We start from the raw sequence: 21,954 nt of genomic DNA, 5'->3' as shown, positions 1-21,954 counted from the left end.
GATCGCGCTACGTCCATTCAGAGAAAATAGCGGATGCCGTTAAAAATTCGGGCGCCATCTTACCGATAACGGCGGCCTTTGTCCCGGATTTATCGGCGCGGCCCGCCATCAGGTTGGCGAATTCTGCCAACAACATTGCCTTCGGGAAATCCACATCTACACTTTACTTTTAAAATGGTCTGAGAAATAAGTATGCGCAGCGAAGTCCTTGTTTTTGATGTCAATGAAACGCTCCTCGATTTAGAAGCGCTGACGCCGCTCTTCGTCAGGGTTTTTGCCGATCGCCAGGCCATGCGTCAGTGGTTCGCCGAACTTATTCTTTACTCGCAGACGCTGACGCTTTGCGGTGATTACCTCCCATTTGGCAAGCTTGCGGTGGAGGTTCTACACATGGTCGCCAGGATAAGAGGTTTGTCATTAACAGCAGGCGATATCACCGAGTTCAGAGATCGAATGGCGGCGCTTCCCGCCCACCAGGATGCGTTGCCCGCGCTGGAGAAACTTAGCGCCGCCGGTTTTCGCATGGTCACACTCACTAACTCTTCCGCACAGGCTGGTCAGCAGACGCTGGCGCAGTCGGGACTGGCTCACTTTTTTGAAAAGCAATTTTCCGTTGAAGAGGTTAGCCGCTTTAAACCCGCCGCCGAGAATTACGCTAATGTAGCGCACGCTCTGGGAAAAGAGCCTGGCTCACTGCGGCTAATTGCGGCTCATAGCTGGGATATTCTGGGAGCAATGGCCTGTGGCTGGAAGGGCGCGCTGGTCGCTCGTCCCGGTAATGCGGTGTTAGAGATTGGCCCGCAGCCGGACGTTGTCGAAAAAGATCTGCTGGCGGCGGCACAGCGCATAATAACGATTGAGGACGCAGGGTAAAAACCGCAGGTTTTTGTCAAATTCTGGCGGGTTATTGGTAACAGAAATCAACCATAATGTAGTGCAATAAATCGCTGTAAATTTAAGTAAAAATGCATGATTTATAGCGATAACAAAACGATGATACTTATCCAGTTTTAACCGTTATGTTTCCAGATACTCAGGAAAATTAATCAGGAATCGGACAGGCACAGATGCACTATTTAACCCCTTTTCGCAGGATAACGGTTTTGGCGCTTTTCGCGCTGGCGGGCTGCTCCTCTCATTCTGGCGACAGAAATAACCATCGCGTGGCGAATGAAACCGCCAGCCATGCCGGCGAACCCGATCTTATTCCGGTCATCGCGGCTTTACACGATCAGATGTACGCATGGGAAGGCACGCCATATCAATGGGGCGGGACAGAACTTTCCGGCGTCGACTGCTCCGGCTTCGTCTGGCGCACGCTCAAGGATCGCTTTAATCTGCCGATGAAGCGCGTCACCACCAGTCAGCTTATCCATATGGGCAAGCGCATTCAGCCGGAAAACCTACAGCCTGGCGACCTGGTCTTTTTCCGAGTGAATCGCCAGATGCACGTCGGTTTTTATGATACCGATCGGCATTTTCTGCACGCTTCCGCCAGCCGCGGCGTCATGCGCTCTTCGCTGGATAACGTCTACTGGAAATCCGTGTTCCTGGAAGCCCGCAGGCTGCCTAACGAACATGGGGCGCAGATATCCTTTAATTATGGCGAGCAGAATAAGGATATGCTGGCTAAAAACTAGATCGCTCCACATCACAGAAGAGGCGGTGACCTGCGCGCCTTTTCTTTTTGCTACGCCTGCGCGTTTCCCGCCTTAATTGCTCAATTATTACCCTGCACTAAATCGATCGCGCTACGTGAATTCTGGCAAACCGCTAAGGGGATGATCCGTCAGAATTCACGTAGCGCACGCTAAAAGGCTGCGCAATTTCCCACCGTTATCTACTACCTGACGCTAATGCCGTTTATCACGCGGTAATTCTGACTTTATATAAGTCCCATTATATAAAGTCAGCATAGATCCGGAGGAAATTCGCTGATCCAGAGGCGCCCTGGCTTACTGCGCGGGCACCGGCTCATTAACAAAGTAGTCTGAGGTAAGCAAAGCGGTCGCCTGCTCTGCCGGTATGGGGCGACTGAAAAGATAGCCCTGGCCGTAGTCACATCCTCGCTTTTGCAACCACTCAAGCGTGGCGGCGTCTTCGATACCTTCTGCCGTCACCGTTATCTGTAGCTCCTGGCATAGTGAGAGCAGGGTTTCGACCACCTTTTGCTGCTGAGAGGCGTGCGCCACGGTGGCGATAAACGAGCGATCAATTTTAAGTCGGGTAATGCCAAGCCCCAGCAGAACCGACAGATTTGAATAACCGGTGCCAAAGTCATCCAGCGCCACGCTGATGCCGCAGTCCCGCAGATCGCGGGTAGCTCGTCTGGCCTCGTCGGAAATCGTCATGACATTCTGCTCCGTGATTTCCAGCTCCAGCTTTAAGCGTTCAGCTTGCTGCATAATAGTGGCAAGGCACTCTGTCAGCACCGAATTGAGCAGCTGTTCGGGCGTGATATTTAAAGAGAGATGCAGGCCTGCCGGCCAGTCGGCGGTAACAAGGACTACGGCCTGCAATAGCTCTAAAGTCAGGCTGTCCATCAGTCCCAGCCTTTCTACCACGGGAATAAACACCGCGGGCGCGATCACTTTATCGGGGCCAGGTATCCATCGTGCCAGGATCTCAAAGCCGGTAATGCGTCCTGTTTGCAGGCAGACAATAGGTTGAAGAAAAGGGATGATGGCATGTCTTTTGACTGCCTCGGCCACTTCATACTCCAGTTTTTCTCTCTGCAGAAAACGCTGCTCCATATCCGGTGAAAAATGCACCAGTGGCTGCGTTTTATCCCGTTTGGCCTCATACATGGCCAGATCGGCCGCCCGAACGATGCCGGAGCGTCCACTGCTGGTCGAGCAGGCTATACCTACCGACACGCCCAGGAACATATCAGGCCCGGTAGGGATTTCCCCCGCACGCCGCCGGAGAGAGGTGGCCATCGCGATGGCTTCTTCGGGCTGAGCTTTGCCGGAGATCATAGCAAACTCATCGCCACCGATGCGAAACGCATGGGTATCCGGTCCGACAAACTCTGCCAGCAGGCGGGCAAGAGAAACCAGCGCGGCATCGCCCTGATGATGTCCGTGCAGATCGTTGATGCTTTTGAAGTCATTAATATCGAGCAAGGTCAGCACATAAGGCAGTCCGGCAGCGTCGAGTCTGGCAATCCGGGCGCTGAATGCTCTACGATTGCCCACGCCAGTCAGTTCATCCGTATCGGCCAGTCGGAGGGCCTCTTTTTCAGCCGTCATCATTTTGCGTATAAGTCTGGCGATAAGCAGACCCGGAATGATCATGGCCAGCATAGCAAAGGCGGAAGAGGTCAGAATAAACCTCATTCTTTCGCCATATTCAAAATCGGCGCTGTATCCCAGCCCGAACAGCGTGGATATCGACTCCTCAAGCCCCCATTCCCACAAGGTGGAAAGGAGAAATATAGTTGCAATGTTTAGCATTGCTAACCATAAAAGTTTCAGGCGCATTTGAAAACCCCCGGCAATATAATTAGTTGAATAGTAAATAGTTATTATTTGAGCCCTGGCATAACACCGGCGGCGGCACTATGAATAATGCTGTCGGATTAAATCGTGTGTTTCTGGCGGCATGTTTCTCGCTATCCGCCTGCTGTCAGGCAGAGAAAAAGAATATGGATCTTATATCGGCAGCATTCTCCGGACTAACAGGCGCTGAAGGTAAATTTTATTGGCCGCCGCAGAGCTCAGCGGGAAATTTACCTTATGGCAGGAAACAACCGTAAAAAGCATCCGGTTAATAATTGTGAAAATAAGTTTGGTCGACACCAGGCCGAATTGAGTTAAGTCATCTTTATTTGGGATATCATTCACGTAATATTTTAGCGCAGCAGGAGGTTAAGCGTATTCCATAATTAATCAAAGCAGAAGGTTTAATGCCTGTTTTATTAAAATAACCCTAACAGCAAGTTTAATTAGCATCCTGCTTTTTATAAGTTAGAAAATCATGGGCATTCAGTCATGCCCGGGGATGTTTTCTCTTCACGAACGACGTGGAGTTAGCTGAGATCGTGCAACGCTTTGCCAGCAGGCCTACCCAGCTGAAACTCGCTAAAGCGAACAGCCAGTCCTTCTCGCTCCGGCGTACAGCACATGGCGCCGACAAACCGATTTTCTGCTTTGGGAAAAGGGCACAGGCGAAGCAAGGGCCAAGTAACGCTGTCGGCTGAATATTGCAGACGTAGTACTTCGCCCTCAAGCGTAGCCCTCATCCAGAATTTTTCAGGGTTGCCCTGAAAAAGGCCGGTTGCCCAGTCCGATTTGCCATTGGTCAATACGCTGCTCAGCATAAAGTGATTATCCGTAAATTCTATCCCGGCCTTGCACCACTGCTGCGGGCCTTGCTCTATCATCAGCCCAGCCTGATCGTAGAGTTCCGCAAACTCGCCCTCAATGCAGAGCTGCAGCGTAAAATCCCCGCTCACCCTGAAACCAAAAAGATGGCCGCTATGGCGTACAAAACCGTAATGCGTTTCGCGCCAAAAATCCGTGCTTTTATCGGTGGTCACCAGCAGGGCATCATCATCCAGCCTCCACCTGGCAGGCTCATTAATCCACTGACCATTTTTGATATTCATCGCTTTTCCTTTTGTCGAAATGGATGCCCCAGCGGGCCTTGCAGAAAACTATAGCAAGCAAGAGCGTATTTGAGGGGTTCAGCTTTGCTTTCCGGGCCGCGTACAGGTAGATTTCAGCGACTAAAATCGCAAAGGGCCGATTTCCCTTTGCTCCTTCTGGAGAGCAAGCCGTGACCGTTCATGTGATGGATATAAACCGTATTCTGATCAATAACTACCCATGGAGTTATCTGGGCGAAGTCGCCGTCAGATCGCTGATCACCTTTTCGCTGGTCTACTTCTTTTTGCGCTTTATCGGCCGCCGCGGCGTCAGGCAAATGTCGCTGTTCGAACTGGTTCTGATCCTGACGTTAGGTTCGGCATCGGGGGACGCCGCGCTGGACGCCGATGCGCCGCTGCTGCCGGTAGTCATGACCTTTATTATCGTTATCGGGCTGTATCGGGGTTTTATCATGCTAATCAACCACAGCGAACGCTTTCAGCGCGCGCTGGAAGGTAAACCCTTGCTGATGGTGGAAAACGGCGAGCTTTATTGGGAAAACGACAGGCGGCACAAGCTGGCGCACGAAGAATTTTCTATTATGCTGCGCCAGCGCGGCGTTCATCATCTGGGGCAGATTGAAACGGCTTTTCTGGAAATCGATGGTGAAGTCAGCATCTATTATTATGCGCCAGAAAACATTCGCTACGGGCTGCCGGTTTTCCCAAAACGCTATATTGAAGACGTCACGGATATTCAGCATCCGGGCTGGTATGCCTGTACACGCTGTAGCCATACGGTGCAGATTTTCAACGCGCAGCCTTTTAAATGCAGCCGCTGCGATCAAAGAAGAGCGACGCCGGCCAGCAATCAGGCGCGCATTCCCTGAACGAACAGACGTTGTTTTTGTTGATAAATTCAGGGACTATTCGCCTCCGGTTTTTAGTAAATAAGATATCGCCTGCATGACAATCAGTATAAAAATAATCTCCTTTCTGAAAAGATTCTGGCCGCGTCCCGTCGCGGTCGCGCCCCGGCAAGTGTTAGTTTCCAGCATTGGCGCGGGAGTAGGTTTATTGTTCGCCAGTCTGTTCAGCCACTGGGCGCTGGGCGAGGTTAACCTCTGGTTTATCGCGCCAATGGGCGCTTCTGCGGTGCTGCTGTTCGCCGCGCCAAACAGCCCGCTGGCCCAGCCCTGGTCGGTTATCGGCGGCAATTTTATCTCGGCCTTAACTGGCCTGACCGTTGTTCACGCCGTACAACAGCCAGCTTTGGCAGTGGCGCTTGCTGCTGGCCTGTCCGTAGCGCTGATGTTTAAGCTGCGCTGTCTGCATCCGCCCGGCGGCGCGATAGCGCTGACCACGGTGCTGAGCGGCCATGCAGCAGGTATGAGCGGCTACCATTTCGCCTTTGCGCCGGTGCTGCTCAATTCCGTTTCGCTGACGTTTGTCGCGATCCTTTTCAATAATCTGTGTGGCCGCCGTTATCCGCATCCGCAGGCCAGCGCGCCGCCGGCGCCGGTACATATGGAGGTCGCTATCTCGCGCCAGGATCTGCACGAAGCCTTAATGAAAGGGGAATACCTGGATATCGACGAAGAAGATCTGCAGGCGGTTTTGCAACAGGCGGAAGAGATCGCTTTAGCCCGTCAGGCAGGAAAAAGTTTTGCGCGGCAGGCGCTGGCGGCCGGTAAGGGCAGATAACCCTCAAAGGCTGAGGTTACGAACGAAAGCCTCAGCCGTTTTATCAGCCATCAGCTTTTACGGACGCTCAGGGTTATGAAGATTATTGCCGGGTTGGGTTTCAGAAGCACCGGCAAGCCAGGGGAGTTACTTCAGCTCCAGTGCCGTTATTACACGGGCAATATCTGCGATATCGCCTGCTGACAACGGCTGCAGAGGGCGGGGCAGGCAATCCGTATCGGTCAGGCCAAGCACACCAGCGGCAGCGGCAATAACGCGAATACTTGCGCCATGCTTACGGAACAGCGCCCACAACGGTTCGAGCCGGGTTGTCAGTGCCGTGACGCGGGTATGATCCCGGGCTGCAGCTGCCTCCGTGATCTGTTTTGCTGTTTGCGGGAACAGACCGCCGCACACGGAGTACCAGACCTCACAGCCTGCGTTTAATCCCAGCCCTGCATACGCATCGCCACTGATACCGATTGTCACTCCCGGACGAAGATGTTTGCGTAACGCATTCACCCGCTCAGCGGCCGCAGCCGGGTTATTTGGAACACCCGGGATCTTAACCGAACGAACCCCCTCCAGCGATGACAGACGACCGTGCAGTTCATCCGTAAATGTAAAATGGGTAGTGCCAGGATTATCATAAACACAGACCGGAACAGATGCGTACCGGGTCACCGTCTCAAAAAGCGCGAAGACCTCTTCATCACGGAGTGACTGGTAGCTGACCGCCGGAAGCAGCAGGGCATCCGCGCCTGCGGCCTGCGCATCATCGGCCAGATGCAGGATGGCGTCAGTACTGACTGCCCCCACGCAAACCATCACAGGAATATCTCCGGCAAGCTGTTTCGCCAGCGTCGCGATGCGATGGCGCTGCTCCCGGGTCAGATACGCATAGCTTCCGGTTGAACCCAGAATGCCCATCGAATCAACATGGGCCGCCGTAAGACGGGCCAGAATCTTACTGAACCCCTCTTCGTCGACGCCGCTGGCGGCGATCGGGGTTAACGGGAAAGCGGACAAGCCGGTGAACATTGTATTTCTCCTGAATGATATTACTGGCATTGTTCTTCGATGAGAGCCGCCTCAAACCACAGACCCGGCATCATTTTTTCAAGGCCATCGGTCAGCATTTTTCCGGCTTCGTGAAGCTTCTCCAGCGGCATCTGCGGCAGACTCTCCAGAATGAACCACATTTGCTGAGCTTCAACGCCCAGACGGGTTCTTATCCCCTGTCGCCAATTCCAGCGACGGCAGGTCACACCAGCATCATCGCACCAGATAACCTCACCTTGCGAAGGATATTCAATGGCGGTTTCGCCGTCTTTGACGGTATCAAAAGGCTCTGTACCTTTTGCCACAGCCAGACGCGGTAAACCTTGATAGGCAGCGATATTCTCTCCACCCACAGGAACGGCATAGCGCAGGCTAACGGCGTTATAAAGATCAACGATGGGATCGAGCGCGGGCATCGTACCGTCACGCAATACGCGCTTACGTAACGCATCCGCTGAACATGGCGTGCGTTTCGGTTTAACACCAAACGTCTGGAAAACCGCAGCCCAGGCGGCCAGATGAGATTCCGCCCATTCAGGCTCGCCAGCCAGAACCGCTTCACAGGCTTCTTGCAGCACCTTTTCTCCTGCACCAGGGTTCAGCACCGGCGCAGCTTTTACGTAGATACTGAGCGCCCGAAAGCCTGGTGCGATATGGTAAATTTCTGGTGCAATTGACGGAGAGACTGTTGGCACGTGATAATCCTGTAATGACCAATTTATTCCATGATAATGACCAATGACCAAAAAAGTCAATTTAATGACCGATGCGAATTCTATCGTCAGCACCGTGAATGAAGCCGTATCTCAGCGGATTAAGCTGTATCGCAAGCAAAAGAAAATCTCACTCGATGAACTGTCTCGTCGGGCGGGCGTCAGCAAGGGCGCGCTGGTTGAGATTGAAGGGTGCCGGGCGAATCCCAGCATTGCCCTGTTATGTCGCCTCGCTGCCGCAATGGGTGTTTCGGTGGCTGACGTCGTAGATGTCAGCGCTAAACCGACCGTGCATCTCATTGCTGAGGATGAGATCCCTCAATTGTGGGAAGGCGAAAAAGGCGGGAGAGCAAGGCTGCTCGCAGGATCTGGCGGCCCCGATATGACAGAGCTGTGGATGTGGGAAATGCAGCCAGGGGAAAAATTTGCTTCACCCGGTCACCCGGAAGCAACGCTTGAACTGTTATATGTACAAACGGGCACGCTCACACTTGGCGTACAGGATCACCTGTATCTGGTGGAGACCGGCTGTTCGGCAACGGCCAGGACGGACGTTCCTCATTTCTACGAAAACCAGGGAGAGAGCCCTTTGGTCTTCATCATGACAGTACATGAGAAAGCATCCTGAAGAGAGAGTTACTGGCACTGCCTGAGGCGTTTGCGCACTTAACTGTGAGGTTGTGCAAATTTTTGCTGTTACGTCGTTGTTAAATTTTATGCATAGGTTATGAATGAAGAATAATTTAATTTCGAATGAAAGCAAACCCTCATCAGCCACCGGAGGAAATTATGGCTACCCGCTTTACCTCAGTGCATCAGCCAGAAGATTACAAGGCGTCTGTGCGCCAGTTAAAGAAAGCGCTTAGAGCGGAAATCGGCGACGTGGAGGCGCTTTTCGCCCAGGTTCAGCAGAAGATCGTCAGCGAAATTAACGCGGCCCGAGAGGAAGAAAAGCAGAAAGGCACCGCCTGGCCGGAGATCGCCTACGCGGATATCGCTGCAGGGCGTATTTCCGAAGAGGTTAAAGCGCATATACGCCGCAGAGGTTGCGTCGTGGTCAGGCAAAATTTCAGCCGGGAGAAGGCGCTGGCATGGGATAAATCGATGCTGAGCTATCTGGACAGCAACGACTTCGACCGCGTCTATAACGGGCCGGGCGACAACTTTTTCGGCAGTCTCGACGCCTCGCGTCCTGAAATTTATCCCATTTACTGGTCTGAGGCGCAGATGGAAGCGCGTCAGAGCGAGGCGATGGCGCAAACCCAGTCTTTTCTGAACCGACTGTGGAAGTTTGAATCGGCAGGCCAGCGCTGGTTCGAGCCGGACGTGAGCATTATTTATCCCGATCGTATCCGGCGCCGTTTGCCGGGCACGACATCAAAAGGGCTGGGCGCCCATACCGATTCCGGCGCGCTGGAGCGCTGGCTGCTTCCCGCTTATCAGCAGGTGTTTCGTCATGTTTTCGATGGCCGTTTTGCCGAGTACGATCCCTGGGACGCGGCATGGCGCACCGAGGTGAATGAGTATGAAGCGGGCACCACGACAAAATGTTCCGCTTTCCGCACTTTCCAGGGCTGGACGGCGCTCTCCGATATGCAAATCGGCCAGGGGCTGGTGCACGTGGTGCCGGTGCCGGAAGCCATGGCTTTGCTGCTGCTGCGTCCGCTGCTGCAAGACGTGCCGGAAGAGGATTTGTGCGGCGTCACGCCCGGCAAAGTCCTGCCCGTGTCGGAAAAGTGGCATCCTGAGCTGATTCAGGGGCTCTGCTCTATACCTTCGCTACAGGCCGGCGATTCCGTGTGGTGGCATTGCGACGTGATCCATGCGGTGGCGCCGGTGGAAAACCAGCAGGGTTGGGGAAACGTGATGTATATCCCGGCAGCGCCTCTCTGCGCTAAAAACGCCGCCTGCGCCGCGAACGTCGCCAAAGCGCTGGCGTCAGGCGAGTCGCCCGCCGATTTTCCCAAAGAAGACTATGAGATCGCCTGGAAGAACCGCTTCACGCCGGACGAACTTAACGCAAACGGCCGCCGCAGCCTGGGGCTGGCGTAAGCGCTTTTATGGCCCGCTTGCGGCGGGCCTGTTGCGTATATCGCGGCTTATCTTTCTGGTAAGCTTAAGAAAAAAGCTTACCGGCAGGCACTATGAACTTACGTCACCAGACTATTATTCAGCTCGTCAGTGAACGCGGCAGCGTCAGCGTCAGCGAACTTGCTCAAATCACCGGGGTTTCCGAGGTAACGGTACGTCAGGATCTGAACGTGCTGGAAAAGGGCGGTTTTCTGCGGCGCGTGCACGGTTCGGCCGTGGCGCCCGAAAGCGATGACGTGGGTTCCAGAATGCGCACCCGTTACGCCATCAAAAAGCGGCTGGCAGAGCATGCCGCTTCGCTGGTTAACGCGGGCGAAGTGGTATTTATCGAAGGTGGCAGCACCAACGCGCTGCTGGCGAGAGAGCTCAGCGCAAGGCAGGATATTACCATTGTGACGGTCAGCCACTACATCGCCACGCTGCTGAGAGACACGGGCGCAGACGTCATTATTCTCGGCGGCCTCTATCAGAAAAGCAGCGAATCCGTCGTGGGGCCGCTGACCCGGCTTTGCATTCAGAACCTCAACTTCCATAAGGCGTTTATTGGCGTCGACGGATGGGATAGGGAAACCGGCTTTACCGGACGTAATATGCTGCGCTGTGACGTGATCAACGCCGTAATGCTTAAAAATACGCATAAGGTGGCGCTCACCGACTCGTCGAAATTCGGGCAGATCCATCCCTATCCGCTGGCGCCCGAAGCGCCTTTCAGCCACCTCATTACCGACAGCGAGCTTCCCGATGCCTGCAGAGAAACGCTCGAGGCACAGGGACTGCTTGTCGATATCATCGGCCCTGAGTAATAAGCCCGGCGCGCCGTTTCGATCGGATCGGCAGCCTTTGACAGACTCAGGCTAGCCGACGCTGGCCGCCAGCTGCTGTCCGGCCGCCAGCGCCAGCGCTGCCAGATAGCGGGCCGCTGGAAAGAGGGCGGCGTCATCAACGCGAAACTGCGGATGATGCAGCGGCCACGGGCCGCCGGAGCCCACCATCACAAAAGCGACGGGAACGCGCTGCTGATAAAAAGCGAAATCTTCGCCGATTGGGCTGGCCTCGACAACACGGGCTTCCAGCCCGCAGAGGGTCGCCTGTTCCAGCGCGAAAGCCGCCCAGCGCTCGTCGTTGCAGACCGAAGGCGGCCCCGGCAGCCACTCCAGCGCGATGTCGGCATTGAACGACACACCCAATCCGTGCAGTAGTTGACGCAGGCGCCTCTCCAGCAGCGTCCGACTTTCATCGCTGAAGGTACGAATTGTCCCTTCCAGCCAGGCCTCTTCCGGGATCACGTTCCAGGTGGTGCCGCTGTGAACTTGGGTAACAGAAACCACGGCGTTTTGATCGGAAGGCAGATTGCGCGCGATCAGCGTTTGCAGCGCGGTAATCAGCTGACCGGCGATCACGATCGGATCGTTACCTTCATGCGGACGCGCCGCGTGCGTGCCAGTACCTTTAATACGAATGGCAAAACGATCGACGCCCGCCGTCAGCGCGCCCGCTTTGCATCCCACTACGCCAACCGGCAGGCCAGGATCGTTATGCAGACCAAAGATCACGCTGGCGTCATTCAGCGCGCCGCTTGCCAGTATGGCTGGCGCGCCCTGACCGATCTCCTCTGCGGGCTGAAACAAAATACGCACGCAGCCTGCCAGCCGCGAGCGCTGCTGCTGCAGTAAGATCGCCGCGCCCAGCGCTGCCGAGGCGTGAAAATCGTGACCACAAGCGTGCATCACGCCGGGATTTTGCGAACGGAAAGCCTCATCGGACTGCTCTTCGATCGGCAGCGCGTCAATGTCGCTACGCAGTATCACCAGCGGGCCTGGCTGTTCGCCACGCACCTCCGCGACCAGGCCGGTGGCCAGCGGCAGATCCATTACGTGGATAGCGTGATCCGCCAACTGCTTGCGCAGATAAGCGGTGGTGGCGAACTCCTGGTTCGACAGTTCAGGGAAACGGTGCAGATGGTGGCGAACGGCCAACAAATAGTCGGCACAGTCGCGCTCGTGCGTGAAACGGCTGTTCGCCTTTTCGGCAGAATTGAAAACGGCCACGGCAGACTCCCTGAAGGGTTGATAAGCGTCAGAGCCTACCAGCCTTCAGGAGGTTGCCATATCTCTATTCCTGTAAAGCATTGGCGGAATTGGGCATTGGCCTGCGCGACTTCATGCAGCAACAGGGCGCGCGGGAAAGAGGCGGTATCAGCAACTGACGCGGCTAGAGTAGCCAGTCGTCCTGCGCCAGCTTGTCGTCAACACTGTAGAGCGTAGCGGTGGCGGCCAGCACCGACTGCTCGTCATGGCCCGGCTTATGGGATTCAACATGGGTGATGTGATAGCCGACGGCGCCGGCGGCCAGCGTTTTTTTTACCAGCGCGTCGTGCAGCTCCTCGTGCGAGGTTGCCCAGCTGACTTCCGTTACGCCGACCGGGGTAATCGAGGCTTTCTCACGGTGAGAAAGGCCCGGGCGCACCAGCACCGGCTCAATGGATTTAGCGGAAAATATTGAGAGCACATCCTGAACTAAGGCTTTCATCGTCTTGCTCCTCATGAACCAAACCCGACAGAGGGTTGTTGTGAAATATCGGCATATGTTAATGAAAGGTAACCTTCAGGAGTAATAAAACGCCTTTTCCGCCGGCGGCATTTAGCTATTACTGCTAATTTGGGCTGGTGAAAACTTCACTCACATTTGAGGGAAAGGAGTAAGGAGTTTTTTGCATTTGATTACATTTTGGCGCGACCGCACGATTCAGTGCGTCAGTCACGCCCTTTACAGAGAAAAGGGCGCGGCAGAAGAGCTAATCTATACCATCGACAATAGTAATCATCGCCTCGGCGATATTTTCTCGCTCTTTTCTCGCTTTGCTGTACTCTGCCGAATGGTAGCAATCCAGCGCGGATTGATAATCCGCAAATTCAATCAGCACATGCTTAATAAAATGTTGACCTTCCAGCGTCTCGGCTTTTTCGCCGCGCGCTAAAAACCGGGCGTTATATTTTTGAAAAGCCTGCGGCGCCAGCGCCATATAATTTTTATACTGCTGCGGATCTTTAACCGTTACGTGAGCTATCCAGTACGCCGCCATTATTATTCCTCTTTGGTCAGAATAGATTTCGCCAGGCTGGCCGCCTCGGTTAAATGCTGCTTAACCGCTTCCTTCGCCTGGTCGGGATTATTCTCTTCAATCGCTTCATAAATGCGCGACATACGCTCAAAGCCGGCCACCTGACGCTCCGGACTGCGCAAGGTTAACGCGCGCAGCCGGCTGATGCGGCTGTTGAGCCGCTGCACGATCTCCCACGCGATGGTATGCCGGGCAATGGTAAACAGCGTTTCATAAAAAGCCTGTGACGCCTCGACTCGCTCGATATCATCCCGATCTTTCGAGGCTTTGGCGATGCGCAGCAGCTTCTGCTGCAGGTTCTTTTTATCTTTCGCCGTCGCCACAAGCGCGCAATCCTGCGCCGCTTCCTGCTCAAGCAGCAGGCGAATAGCGTAAATCTGTTCAGCCGTTTGCCAGTTGAGTACGGCCACGATCGGCCCTTTTTTCGGCAGATTTTCAATTAAGCCTTCCGCTTCCAGGTAGCGAATCACTTCCCGGACGACCGTTCTGCTGACGCCTAATTCATCGCACAGACTGCGCTCTACCAGCCGATCGCCAGCCTGAAAATAGCCGGAAATAATCGCCTGACGCACTTTAACTAACGCCAGCTCACGTAAAGTCGGCGTGGTTTCTATTTTTAAGGAATGGCTCGCAACCATATTTTTCTCAGTCCGGAAATAAAAGGGAAAATAGCAAAATGCCACTCCTGACCTTTTTATTAGTAGCACTGTTTTAACCGTTAACGCAATGCTGCGGTTTTGTATCCGCAGCCGCGGATGGAACCGGCGCTGGCTCACAAATTCCGCTGTCGGTTTTGGTACAAAAGCGAACCGGGCAGCGTAAGAGCAGTGTTATTTTATAACCAACTGATAGTTATAGTATTTACAACAAAGCGTATTGCTCGATTTTGTTTGAATCTTTGAGGATTATCACATCTCTTAGCATGGTTAAAAGCCGACGAATTTTAAGCCTGTTTTCGGCCGCAAAGGTTGAAATTACAGGCTTTTTACCCCGAAAAACCGCCGATCACCATAACACCGTATGATGGTATACCAAGTTTTGACATGCCCTGAATGCCGGTGTTATACCGATTCCCGAGCATTTAACAAATCATTAACCAACGAGGTTCCCGGCATGCATCCTGATATTCGTAAAACCATCGTGACCACGGAAACAATCTATGCCGACGGCGGCAAGGCGGCCACCACACCGCTGGTGATGATCGCGGCAGCGGCCGTAGTCAGAAACCCCTGGGCAGGTGAAGGCTTTGTGGAGGATCTGGCGCCGAAAATCCGTGAAATGGCGCCGGTGCTGGGCGAGCTGCTGACCGGCCTGATTGTGAAGGAAGCGGGCGGCGGCGATCGCGTGCAGGCCTATGGCAAAAGCGCGGTGGTTGGGCTGAACGGCGAGCTGGAGCACGCCTCGGCGCTGATCCACACGCTGCATTTCGGTAACCACTATCGTTCGGCGGTAAAGGGAAAAACCTATCTGGCCTTCAACAACACGCGCGGCCCGGCCAACACGCCGATCCTCGTGCCGATGATGGGCACCAACGATGAAGGCACCCGCGAGCACTACCTGACCATGCAGTTCAATATCAACGATGCGCCGTCCGGCGACGAAATCGTTATCGCGCTGGGCGCGGCACTGGGCGGTCGTCCGCACCACCGCATCGGCAACCGTTACCTTGACCTGAAAGAGCTAGGCCATGATCAGAAAAACCCGGCAGCTGTCTGACCTCAACCTGCGCGTGAGCTGGCTGGAGGCGGGCCAGGGCACGCCGCTGGTGCTGGTGCACGGCGTCGGCATGAATGCGGAGGCCTGGTTTCCCCAGCTGGCAGCGTTAAGTCGTAACTTTCACGTGATCGCCGTTGATATGCCCGGTCACGGCGAGAGCGAAGGCTTTCACCATGCCGCCACGCTGCAGGATTACGTGGGCTGGCTGGCCTCGTTTTTACGGACGCAAAAGGCGCGGCGCTTCGCTGTCGCCGGTCATTCGATGGGCGCGCTGATCGCTGCCGGTCTGGCGATTGAGCATCCGGAATTAGTCAGTCACGCCGTGGTGATCAGCGGCGTCTACAAACGCAGCGAGCAGGCGAGCGAGGCGGTAATAAAAAGGGCGCACGAGCTGACACAGGGCAAAGTACGGATAGACGCGCCACTGGATCGCTGGTTCAGCGATGACGAACACGAGCAGCCGCTGCGTCATCGGGTCGGTGCCTGGCTGCAGCAGGTCGATCGCCAGGGTTATGCGCGCGCCTATCAGGCCTTCGCCGAAGGCGACCGCACCTATGCCGATCGCTGGCCTGAAATGCGCTGCCCGGTGCTGGTGATGACCGGCGAACTGGACGCCAATTCCAGCCCGGAGATGACGCACCAGATGGCCGAAGCCGCGCCCAACGGCGTCGCCGTCGTGGTCGGCAACGCCCGACATATGTTGAACCTGACCGACGCGGAACGGGTAAACGAAGAGATGCTGACGTTTCTTTGTCCCGCCGTGGTCGGCAACAAGCTACAGACCGTAAAGGAGTAACAATGGACGCAGATAAACGCAGACAGCTCCGTGACGCTTTCGGCGCTTTTATGACCGGCGTGACGGTGGTGACCACCAACGATCGTGAAGGCAATCCGATCGGCTTTACCGCCAACTCTTTTTCGTCGGTGTCGCTGGACCCGGCCTTGCTGCTGGTGAGCATCGATAAACGCTCCGCCAACTACGAGAACTTTACTGGCTGCAGCCATTTCGCCGTCAATATTCTGGCCGAGCAGCAGAAAGAGACTTCCAATATTTTCGCGCAGAAAATGGAAGACCGCTTCGCGCTGGTCGACTGGCGCAAGGCCGCTTCCGGTGTGCCGCTGATCGACAACAGCTCCGCCTGGTTCGACTGTTCGCTGCATCAGGTGGTGGACGCGGGCGATCACGCGATTTTGATCGGCAAGGTAGAAGCCTTTTCCTCCTGCGGCACCGCCGGACTCGGCTATTACCGCGGCGTCTATTTCACGCCGTACCAGAACGCCGACTCGCTGATTGGCGGGCCGGATGTGGTGGTCAGCGCGCTGATCGAATCCGCCGGACAGGTGCTGATGGTCGAGCGTGAAGGCAGCTACACGCTGCCGTCGCGGCGGGTTAACCAGAGCAGCGTCAGCGAGACGCTGAATAAGCTGATTGGCGATCTGGCTATTGAGGCCAGCCCCGGTTTTGTTTACTCCATCTGGGAAGATCGCCAGAAAAACCAGCAGCATATTGTTTTCCTCTGCGCGCAGCCGACCGGCAGCCCGCAGCCCGACGTCCGTCAGGCGCAGTGGTACAACCTGAGCCAGCTGGACACGCTGCCCATCGCTGATTCCGCCCTGAAGTCGCTGATGAACCGCTTTGTGCGGGAAAGCGCGGTCGGCAACTACGGTCTCTACTACGGCGACGAGCGCCAGGGATCGGTCAGACATTTCGCCCTGAAAGCCAGTTAGGAGAGCACCATGAAACTGTCACTGTTCCTGCATATGGAAAGGGTTTCTGCCGATGACGCGCAGGAGAAACTGTACGAAGAGATGATGACGCTGTGTGAAATCGCCGACAAAGGCGGCCTGCACGCGATCTGGACGGGCGAGCATCACGGTATGAACTTCACCATCGCGCCCAATCCTTTTATCAACCTGGTGGATATCGCCCATCGCACCCGCCACGTACGGCTGGGCACCGGCACCATTATCGCGCCGTTCACTCATCCGATTCGCCTGGCGGGCGAGGCGGCGATGACCGATCTGGTGACTAAAGGACGGCTGGAACTGGGCATCGCGCGCGGCGCTTACTCCTATGAGTATGAGCGCCTGATGCCGGGCATGACCGCCTGGGAAGCCGGTCAGCGCATGCGTGAACTGGTGCCGGCGATAAAAGCGCTGTGGGAAGGCGACTATGCCCATCAGGGCGAGTTCTGGTCTTTTCCGGCCACGACCTCAGCACCGAAGCCGAAGCAGCAGCCGCATCCGCCAATTTGGGTGGCCGCGCGCGATCCCAACAGCCATGAATTCGCGGTGAAAAACGGCTGCAACGTACAGGTTACGCCGCTGCATCAGGGCGAAGAAGAGATTACGCGCCTGATTGACTGTTTCCGGACGGCCTGCCAGCAATACTCGCCGGAGAAACCGCTGAAAATCATGCTGCTGCAGCACGGCTACGTGGCGGAAGACGCCGCCGACGCGCAGCGCGCCGCCGAAGAGCTTAACCGCTTCTATAACTATTTCGGCGCCTGGTTCAAAAACGAGCGCCCGGTGACTCAGGGATTGATCAAACCGCTAAGCGACGAAGAGATTGCCGCCAACGGCTACTACAGCGCGGAAGCCATGCGTAACAATCTGGCGATCGGCAACGCCGACGAGATCGTGGCGAAACTGAAAAACTACGAGGCGATGGGCTATGACGAATATGCCCTGTGGCTGGACAGCGGCATGACCTTTGAGCGGAAGAAAGCATCGCTGGAGCGGTTTATCCGCCACGTTGTTCCTGAATTTCACTAAGCGGAGAGGCTATGGACGTTTTCAAACTCTATATCGACGGGCAATTTACGGACGGCGCGGCGCAGTTCAGCTCGCAGAATCCGGCCACGGCGGAACCCTGGGCGACTATCGCGGAAGCGCGTCGCGATGAGGTTAATCGCGCGGTGGAAGCCGCCTCGCGCGCGTTCGGGTCAGAAAGCTGGCGCGCCATGACCGCGGGCGCGCGTGGCAAACTGCTGCTGCGCCTGGCCGATCTGATAGAGAAGCACGCCGATCGGCTGGCGCGGATTGAAACGCAGGATACCGGCAAGATCATCCGCGAAACCAAAGCGCAGATCGCCTACGTCGCTGAGTATTACCGCTTCTACGCGGGGCTGGCTGACAAGATGGACGGCGCGACGCTGAGCATTGATAAAGCCGATATGGAAACCTGGATTAAACGAGAGCCGGTTGGCGTGGTGGCGGCGATCGTGCCGTGGAACAGCCAGCTGTTTCTTTCGGCGGTGAAAATTGGCCCGGCGATCGCGGCTGGCTGCACATTGATCGTCAAGGCGGCGGAAACCGCGCCTGCGCCGCTGCTTGCTTTTGCCGAACTGATTCACGAAGCCGGCTTTCCGCCGGGCGTCTGCAACATCATTACCGGTTTCGGCGAGGAGTGCGGCACGCCGCTGACCACTCATCCGCTGGTTGACCATATCGCCTTTACCGGCGGCCCGGATACCGCGCGGCATATTATCCGCAATAGCGCCGAGAATCTCGCCAGCACCTCGCTGGAGCTGGGCGGCAAATCGCCGTTTATCGTCTTCGCCGACGCCGACCTGGAAAGCGCGGCCAATGCGCAGGTCGCCGCCATTTTCTCCGCCTCAGGACAGAGCTGCGTGGCTGGATCGCGGCTGCTGGTCGCCGAGGAGATCAAAGACGCGTTTATAGAAAAGCTGATCGGCAAGGTGCGTGGCATCGTCATCGGCTCGCCTGAGCAGCCGGAAACCCAGTTTGGGCCGCTCTGCACGATACAGCAGAAGCGCACGATCGAAGCGGTGGTCAGCCGCAGCCTGGAGCAGGGCGCGCGTCTGGTTATCGGTCATCAGCCCATCGACCGGCCCGGTTTTTACTATCCGCCGACTATTCTGGACTGCAGCAACACGCCGCAGGCGGAAAGCGTCACGCGGGAACTGTTCGGCCCGGTGCTGTCCGTGCTGACTTTCAAAGACGAAGCCGAAGCGATTCGGCTGGCCAACGGCACCGACTACGGCCTGGCGGCAGGTATCTTCACGCAGAACCTGACGCGCGCCCATCGCGTCACCCGTAAGCTGCGCTGCGGCGTGGTCTGGCTGAACACTTATCGGGCGGTTTCGCCAATGGCGCCGTTTGGCGGCTACGGCAAATCAGGCTTCGGCCGTGAAGGCGGCATTGACGCCGCGCTGGAATACACCACCACCAAAACCGTCTGGCTGCGCACCAGCGATGAACCGATAGACGATCCCTTTATCATGCGCTGATTAACGCTTTGCCGGTTTCCGCGCCGGCAAAGCCCGCCTGGAGCTGTACCGCCAACTCTTTGCTGAGATGACGAAAACCCTTTCGTCGGGATGGCTGCGCTTTTTTTATGCACTTTTTGACGCCGTAACCATGTCGATAACCGGAGGGGAAAATGAATACGCAGCAGATTATTGAAAACAAGTCCGTGGATTACGTACCGGAATCAGAGCGCCACGGCAAATCCCGCAGCCTGTTTACGCTGTGGTTTTGCACCAATATCGCGCCGCTGGCGATTGTCAGCGGCGCCATCGCCACCGAAACCTTTCATCTGAATGTGATTTCAGCGCTGACGGCTATCGTCGCCGGGCATCTTTTTGGCGGGCTTTTTCTGGCGCTGACTTCGGCGCAGGGGCCAAAAACCGGCATTCCGCAGATGGTGCAAAGCCGGGCGCAGTTTGGCCGCTATGGTTCGCTGCTGGTTATCAGTTTTACCACCGTGATCTATCTGGGCTTTTTTATCTCCAATATTTCGCTGTCGGGCCGGGTTATCAACAATGTGTTACCGGTGATTCCCGTGCCTCTGGCGACCATCGCCGGCGCGCTGCTTGCCACCCTGATCGGCATGATTGGCTATCACTTTATTCATAAAATCAATAAGGTGGGCGCGTGGGTAATGGGGCTGGCGCTGATAGCTGGCCTGGGAGTGATGCTGTCGCAGCCGCTGCCTGGCGATTTCTGGCAGCGCGGCAGCTTCAGCGCGGCGGGCTGGTTCGGCACTTTCTGCATCGGTGCGGTGTGGCAGATTAGCTTCTCGCCCTATACCTCTGACTACTCGCGCTATCTTCCCGCCAATGTCGGCATCGCCCGGCCTTTTATCGCTACCTGGCTGGGCGCATGCGGCGGCACCATTCTGGCATTTGTCTTCGGCATGATGGCGGTGGCCGTCGCCCCTGCCAGCGACGCGATGATGGCCGTGCGCCATGCCACCGGCGGATTAGGCCCGGTGCTGATGGTGCTGTTTCTGATTAATATCATCTGCCATAACTCAATGAATCTGTATGGCGCAGTGCTGTCGCTAATCACCGCCGTGCAGACTTTTCGGCCAAACTGGACGCCCGGCGCGGCCGTGCGCGTGCTTTGCTCCGGGCTGGTGTTACTGGGAAGCGTCATGGTAGCCCTGGCGGCCTCACAAAACTTTGTGGCTTTCTTTATTAATCTGATCCTGGCGCTGATCTCCGTCCTGATCCCGTGGAGCGTGATCAACCTGATCGATTTCTACTATGTGAACAAGCAGCGTTATGACGTGACGGCAATATTCCGCGCCGACGGCGGACGCTATGGCTTGCTGAACACCCAGACGCTGGCGGTCTACTTTTTCGGCATTATTGTGCAGCTGCCTTTTATCGAAAACGCTTTCTTCTCTGGCCCTTACGCGAAGCTGATCCCGGGCGTTGATATCTCCTGGATTATCAGCCTGGTGGTTACCAGCGTGGCCTATCCGCTGTTTCATCGTAAGCATCGGGTGATGCTGGCGGAGGTGACGCAAAGGTAGCGGCGGTGACCGGTTTTGTCCCGGCGCGACCGGCCGCACATGGCTTTAAGGGCGAAACGGCCAACCGCCGTTATCTGTTTGCGTAACGGGGGAGGCTCACAGTATCGCGAATAAGTAACGTATTAATTTAACTTACTGATTTATATGTAAATTTTCTTTATTTTCGTTTTCATCCGTGCCAGCATTTATTTCTCTTTTCACCACTGGCACAGGATGGCCAAACCATGCAAAACAGTACCCCTACGCCGCACGACGCAATTTTTAAAACCTTTCTGTCGAACTCGCTGCTCGCCCGGAATTTCCTGGAGCTGCATCTGCCCGAGCCGCTGCTTGCGATCTGCGATCTCAGCACGCTCAGGCTGGAGTCAGGCAGCTTTATTGAGGACGATTTAAGAGCCTGCTATAGCGACATCCTCTATTCTCTCAAAACCACCGGGGGCGACGGTTACGCCTATGTGCTGATCGAACATCAGAGTTCGCCGGATCGAATAATGCCTTTTCGTCTGATGCGCTATGCCATTGCGGCTATGCAGCGCCACCTGGACGCGGGACATAAAACCCTGCCGCTGGTTATTCCGGTGCTGTTTTATCAGGGCAGCCGCTCGCCTTATCCATTCAGCACAAACTGGCTGGATTTGTTTGACGAGCCGGAACTGGCGGCGAAACTTTACGGCGGCGGTTTTCCGCTGGTGGATATCACCGTCATTCCCGATAAAGAGATCCGGAAACATCGCAAAATGGCGCTGCTGACGCTGCTGCAAAAGCATATTCGCCTGCGCGATCTGCTTGAGCTGTTTAATGACATCACCTCGTTGATGCAGTCGGAAGATCTTACCGGACAACAGCAGACGGCGCTGATAAACTATATGATTCAGGCAGGAGAAACGCCCGATATCAACGGGTTTCTTGATAAACTGGCACAGGCGTTGCCACAGCATAAGGATGAACTGATGACAATTGCAAAAAGACTTGAGCAGATAGGCCGGGAGCAGGGTATAGAGCAGGGGATAGCCAAAGGCCACGAGGACGGCGAGCGAGAAGCCAGCCTGAAAATCGCCCGCAATATGCTGGCCAAAGGCTTCGATTACCAGGCCGTTATCGAAATGACCGGCCTGACGCAGGACGATCTCCAGCAAATTAAGCACTAAATCTGCGCAAAGCACGCGCCGGTAAATCTGCGTTACCGGCGCGGCTT

At 55.7% G+C, this 21,954-nt stretch carries 23 protein-coding genes; 14 read left to right on the top strand and 9 right to left on the bottom strand.

From position 1 onward, the window contains the following. Positions 1–7: 7 nt before the first annotated feature. Positions 8–136: a hypothetical protein gene (locus MKZ79_RS04780; protein ID WP_336140457.1), complete on the bottom strand. Its 129-nt coding sequence runs from the start codon at positions 134–136 to the stop codon at positions 8–10. 56 nt (positions 137–192) lie between these two features. Here MKZ79_RS04780 and MKZ79_RS04775 point away from each other — a divergent pair, with 56 nt between their 5' ends. After that, entirely contained in the window at positions 193–873 is a 681-nt protein-coding gene (locus MKZ79_RS04775; RefSeq protein WP_336140456.1) for a haloacid dehalogenase type II, read from the top strand. A gap of 194 nt (positions 874–1,067) precedes the next feature. Then, a complete protein-coding gene (locus MKZ79_RS04770) occupies positions 1,068–1,640 on the top strand; it encodes a C40 family peptidase (protein WP_336140455.1) in 573 nt (190 codons plus the stop codon). A gap of 315 nt (positions 1,641–1,955) precedes the next feature. Here MKZ79_RS04770 and MKZ79_RS04765 read toward each other — a convergent pair whose 3' ends face one another. Further along, on the bottom strand, positions 1,956–3,455 hold the full coding sequence (locus tag MKZ79_RS04765; RefSeq protein WP_336140454.1) for a putative bifunctional diguanylate cyclase/phosphodiesterase: 1,500 nt from the start codon (positions 3,453–3,455) through the stop codon (positions 1,956–1,958). A 575-nt stretch (positions 3,456–4,030) separates the two neighbouring features. Next, the gene (locus MKZ79_RS04760; protein ID WP_336140453.1) at positions 4,031–4,609 is read right to left on the bottom strand and encodes a DUF1349 domain-containing protein; all 579 of its coding nucleotides are present in this window, start codon (positions 4,607–4,609) and stop codon (positions 4,031–4,033) included. Between the two features lie 170 nt (positions 4,610–4,779). On the opposite strand from MKZ79_RS04760, the gene MKZ79_RS04755 reads away from it, so the two are divergent. Together MKZ79_RS04755 and MKZ79_RS04750 are read left to right on the top strand one after the other, a co-directional pair. Further along, positions 4,780–5,478, top strand: a complete 699-nt coding sequence (locus MKZ79_RS04755; RefSeq protein ID WP_336140452.1) for a DUF421 domain-containing protein — start codon at positions 4,780–4,782, stop codon at positions 5,476–5,478. A gap of 76 nt (positions 5,479–5,554) precedes the next feature. Then, positions 5,555–6,292, top strand: coding sequence for an HPP family protein (locus tag MKZ79_RS04750; RefSeq protein WP_442897123.1), 738 nt, complete (start codon positions 5,555–5,557; stop codon positions 6,290–6,292). A 126-nt stretch (positions 6,293–6,418) separates the two neighbouring features. Here MKZ79_RS04750 and MKZ79_RS04745 read toward each other — a convergent pair whose 3' ends face one another. Continuing rightward, the gene (locus MKZ79_RS04745) at positions 6,419–7,312 is read right to left on the bottom strand and encodes a dihydrodipicolinate synthase family protein (protein ID WP_336140450.1); all 894 of its coding nucleotides are present in this window, start codon (positions 7,310–7,312) and stop codon (positions 6,419–6,421) included. A 20-nt stretch (positions 7,313–7,332) separates the two neighbouring features. Continuing rightward, the gene (locus tag MKZ79_RS04740; RefSeq protein ID WP_336140449.1) at positions 7,333–8,028 is read right to left on the bottom strand and encodes a B3/B4 domain-containing protein; all 696 of its coding nucleotides are present in this window, start codon (positions 8,026–8,028) and stop codon (positions 7,333–7,335) included. Positions 8,029–8,071: 43 nt separating this feature from the next. Here MKZ79_RS04740 and MKZ79_RS04735 point away from each other — a divergent pair, with 43 nt between their 5' ends. The 3 genes from MKZ79_RS04735 to MKZ79_RS04725 all read left to right on the top strand — a co-directional run bounded on the left by MKZ79_RS04735 (position 8,072) and on the right by MKZ79_RS04725 (position 10,940). Further along, on the top strand, positions 8,072–8,674 hold the full coding sequence (locus MKZ79_RS04735) for a helix-turn-helix domain-containing protein (RefSeq protein ID WP_336140448.1): 603 nt from the start codon (positions 8,072–8,074) through the stop codon (positions 8,672–8,674). Between the two features lie 161 nt (positions 8,675–8,835). Further along, positions 8,836–10,098 carry a YbiU family protein gene (locus MKZ79_RS04730; RefSeq protein WP_336140447.1) on the top strand — a complete coding sequence of 421 codons (1,263 nt, stop codon included), beginning with the start codon at positions 8,836–8,838 and terminating at the stop codon, positions 10,096–10,098. A 92-nt stretch (positions 10,099–10,190) separates the two neighbouring features. Then, a complete protein-coding gene (locus MKZ79_RS04725) occupies positions 10,191–10,940 on the top strand; it encodes a DeoR family transcriptional regulator (RefSeq protein ID WP_336140446.1) in 750 nt (249 codons plus the stop codon). Between the two features lie 51 nt (positions 10,941–10,991). Here the strand turns inward: MKZ79_RS04725 and MKZ79_RS04720 are convergent, their stop codons facing one another. The 4 genes from MKZ79_RS04720 to MKZ79_RS04705 all read right to left on the bottom strand — a co-directional run bounded on the left by MKZ79_RS04720 (position 10,992) and on the right by MKZ79_RS04705 (position 13,896). Next, positions 10,992–12,116 carry an amidohydrolase gene (locus tag MKZ79_RS04720; RefSeq protein WP_336141347.1) on the bottom strand — a complete coding sequence of 375 codons (1,125 nt, stop codon included), beginning with the start codon at positions 12,114–12,116 and terminating at the stop codon, positions 10,992–10,994. Positions 12,117–12,348: 232 nt separating this feature from the next. Then, positions 12,349–12,666, bottom strand: a complete 318-nt coding sequence (locus MKZ79_RS04715) for a DUF1471 domain-containing protein (protein WP_336140445.1) — start codon at positions 12,664–12,666, stop codon at positions 12,349–12,351. Between the two features lie 265 nt (positions 12,667–12,931). Beyond that, positions 12,932–13,219 (bottom strand): DUF1330 domain-containing protein, encoded by a 288-nt coding sequence (locus MKZ79_RS04710; RefSeq protein WP_336140444.1) that lies wholly within the window; start codon positions 13,217–13,219, stop codon positions 12,932–12,934. 2 nt (positions 13,220–13,221) lie between these two features. Beyond that, on the bottom strand, positions 13,222–13,896 hold the full coding sequence (locus MKZ79_RS04705; protein WP_336140443.1) for a GntR family transcriptional regulator: 675 nt from the start codon (positions 13,894–13,896) through the stop codon (positions 13,222–13,224). 475 nt (positions 13,897–14,371) lie between these two features. On the opposite strand from MKZ79_RS04705, the gene MKZ79_RS04700 reads away from it, so the two are divergent. The 7 genes from MKZ79_RS04700 to MKZ79_RS04670 all read left to right on the top strand — a co-directional run bounded on the left by MKZ79_RS04700 (position 14,372) and on the right by MKZ79_RS04670 (position 21,907). After that, complete coding sequence (locus tag MKZ79_RS04700) at positions 14,372–14,974, top strand: amino acid synthesis family protein (RefSeq protein ID WP_336140442.1); 603 nt, start codon at positions 14,372–14,374, stop codon at positions 14,972–14,974. Next, positions 14,946–15,770 (top strand): alpha/beta fold hydrolase, encoded by an 825-nt coding sequence (locus MKZ79_RS04695; protein WP_336140441.1) that lies wholly within the window; start codon positions 14,946–14,948, stop codon positions 15,768–15,770. Before MKZ79_RS04700 ends, MKZ79_RS04695 begins: the two co-directional genes overlap by 29 nt. Positions 15,771–15,772: 2 nt before the next feature. Continuing rightward, complete coding sequence (locus MKZ79_RS04690) at positions 15,773–16,702, top strand: flavin reductase family protein (RefSeq protein ID WP_336140440.1); 930 nt, start codon at positions 15,773–15,775, stop codon at positions 16,700–16,702. A 9-nt stretch (positions 16,703–16,711) separates the two neighbouring features. After that, on the top strand, positions 16,712–17,749 hold the full coding sequence (locus tag MKZ79_RS04685; protein WP_336140439.1) for an LLM class flavin-dependent oxidoreductase: 1,038 nt from the start codon (positions 16,712–16,714) through the stop codon (positions 17,747–17,749). An 11-nt stretch (positions 17,750–17,760) separates the two neighbouring features. Then, positions 17,761–19,227: an aldehyde dehydrogenase gene (locus tag MKZ79_RS04680; protein ID WP_336140438.1), complete on the top strand. Its 1,467-nt coding sequence runs from the start codon at positions 17,761–17,763 to the stop codon at positions 19,225–19,227. 152 nt (positions 19,228–19,379) lie between these two features. After that, a complete protein-coding gene (locus MKZ79_RS04675; protein ID WP_336140437.1) occupies positions 19,380–20,759 on the top strand; it encodes a purine-cytosine permease family protein in 1,380 nt (459 codons plus the stop codon). Positions 20,760–20,983: 224 nt separating this feature from the next. After that, a complete protein-coding gene (locus MKZ79_RS04670) occupies positions 20,984–21,907 on the top strand; it encodes an Rpn family recombination-promoting nuclease/putative transposase (RefSeq protein ID WP_336140436.1) in 924 nt (307 codons plus the stop codon). Positions 21,908–21,954: the final 47 nt, after the last annotated feature.

The sequence above is a fragment of the Erwinia sp. CGal63 genome (genome assembly GCF_037026505.1).
Taxonomy (GTDB): Bacteria; Pseudomonadota; Gammaproteobacteria; order Enterobacterales; family Enterobacteriaceae; genus Erwinia.
Note: the sequence above shows the minus strand (reverse complement) of the source record. Positions and strands in the feature narration are given on the sequence as shown.

Bases quoted from the DNA above. Each gene is read 5' to 3' on its own strand.
- MKZ79_RS04765 (WP_336140454.1), bottom strand. From the start codon at position 3,455: ATGCTAAACATTGCAACTATATTTCTCCTTTCCACCTTGTGGGAATGG.
- MKZ79_RS04770 (WP_336140455.1), top strand. From the start codon at position 1,068: ATGCACTATTTAACCCCTTTTCGCAGGATAACGGTTTTGGCGCTTTTC.
- MKZ79_RS04775 (WP_336140456.1), top strand. From the start codon at position 193: ATGCGCAGCGAAGTCCTTGTTTTTGATGTCAATGAAACGCTCCTCGAT.
- MKZ79_RS04700 (WP_336140442.1), top strand. From the start codon at position 14,372: ATGCATCCTGATATTCGTAAAACCATCGTGACCACGGAAACAATCTAT.
- MKZ79_RS04705 (WP_336140443.1), bottom strand. From the start codon at position 13,896: ATGGTTGCGAGCCATTCCTTAAAAATAGAAACCACGCCGACTTTACGT.
- MKZ79_RS04760 (WP_336140453.1), bottom strand. From the start codon at position 4,609: ATGAATATCAAAAATGGTCAGTGGATTAATGAGCCTGCCAGGTGGAGG.
- MKZ79_RS04710 (WP_336140444.1), bottom strand. From the start codon at position 13,219: ATGGCGGCGTACTGGATAGCTCACGTAACGGTTAAAGATCCGCAGCAG.
- MKZ79_RS04725 (WP_336140446.1), top strand. From the start codon at position 10,191: ATGAACTTACGTCACCAGACTATTATTCAGCTCGTCAGTGAACGCGGC.
- MKZ79_RS04695 (WP_336140441.1), top strand. From the start codon at position 14,946: ATGATCAGAAAAACCCGGCAGCTGTCTGACCTCAACCTGCGCGTGAGC.
- MKZ79_RS04730 (WP_336140447.1), top strand. From the start codon at position 8,836: ATGGCTACCCGCTTTACCTCAGTGCATCAGCCAGAAGATTACAAGGCG.
- MKZ79_RS04715 (WP_336140445.1), bottom strand. From the start codon at position 12,666: ATGAAAGCCTTAGTTCAGGATGTGCTCTCAATATTTTCCGCTAAATCC.
- MKZ79_RS04750 (WP_442897123.1), top strand. From the start codon at position 5,555: ATGACAATCAGTATAAAAATAATCTCCTTTCTGAAAAGATTCTGGCCG.
- MKZ79_RS04780 (WP_336140457.1), bottom strand. From the start codon at position 136: ATGTTGTTGGCAGAATTCGCCAACCTGATGGCGGGCCGCGCCGATAAA.
- MKZ79_RS04670 (WP_336140436.1), top strand. From the start codon at position 20,984: ATGCAAAACAGTACCCCTACGCCGCACGACGCAATTTTTAAAACCTTT.
- MKZ79_RS04735 (WP_336140448.1), top strand. From the start codon at position 8,072: ATGACCAAAAAAGTCAATTTAATGACCGATGCGAATTCTATCGTCAGC.
- MKZ79_RS04680 (WP_336140438.1), top strand. From the start codon at position 17,761: ATGGACGTTTTCAAACTCTATATCGACGGGCAATTTACGGACGGCGCG.
- MKZ79_RS04690 (WP_336140440.1), top strand. From the start codon at position 15,773: ATGGACGCAGATAAACGCAGACAGCTCCGTGACGCTTTCGGCGCTTTT.
- MKZ79_RS04745 (WP_336140450.1), bottom strand. From the start codon at position 7,312: ATGTTCACCGGCTTGTCCGCTTTCCCGTTAACCCCGATCGCCGCCAGC.
- MKZ79_RS04685 (WP_336140439.1), top strand. From the start codon at position 16,712: ATGAAACTGTCACTGTTCCTGCATATGGAAAGGGTTTCTGCCGATGAC.
- MKZ79_RS04675 (WP_336140437.1), top strand. From the start codon at position 19,380: ATGAATACGCAGCAGATTATTGAAAACAAGTCCGTGGATTACGTACCG.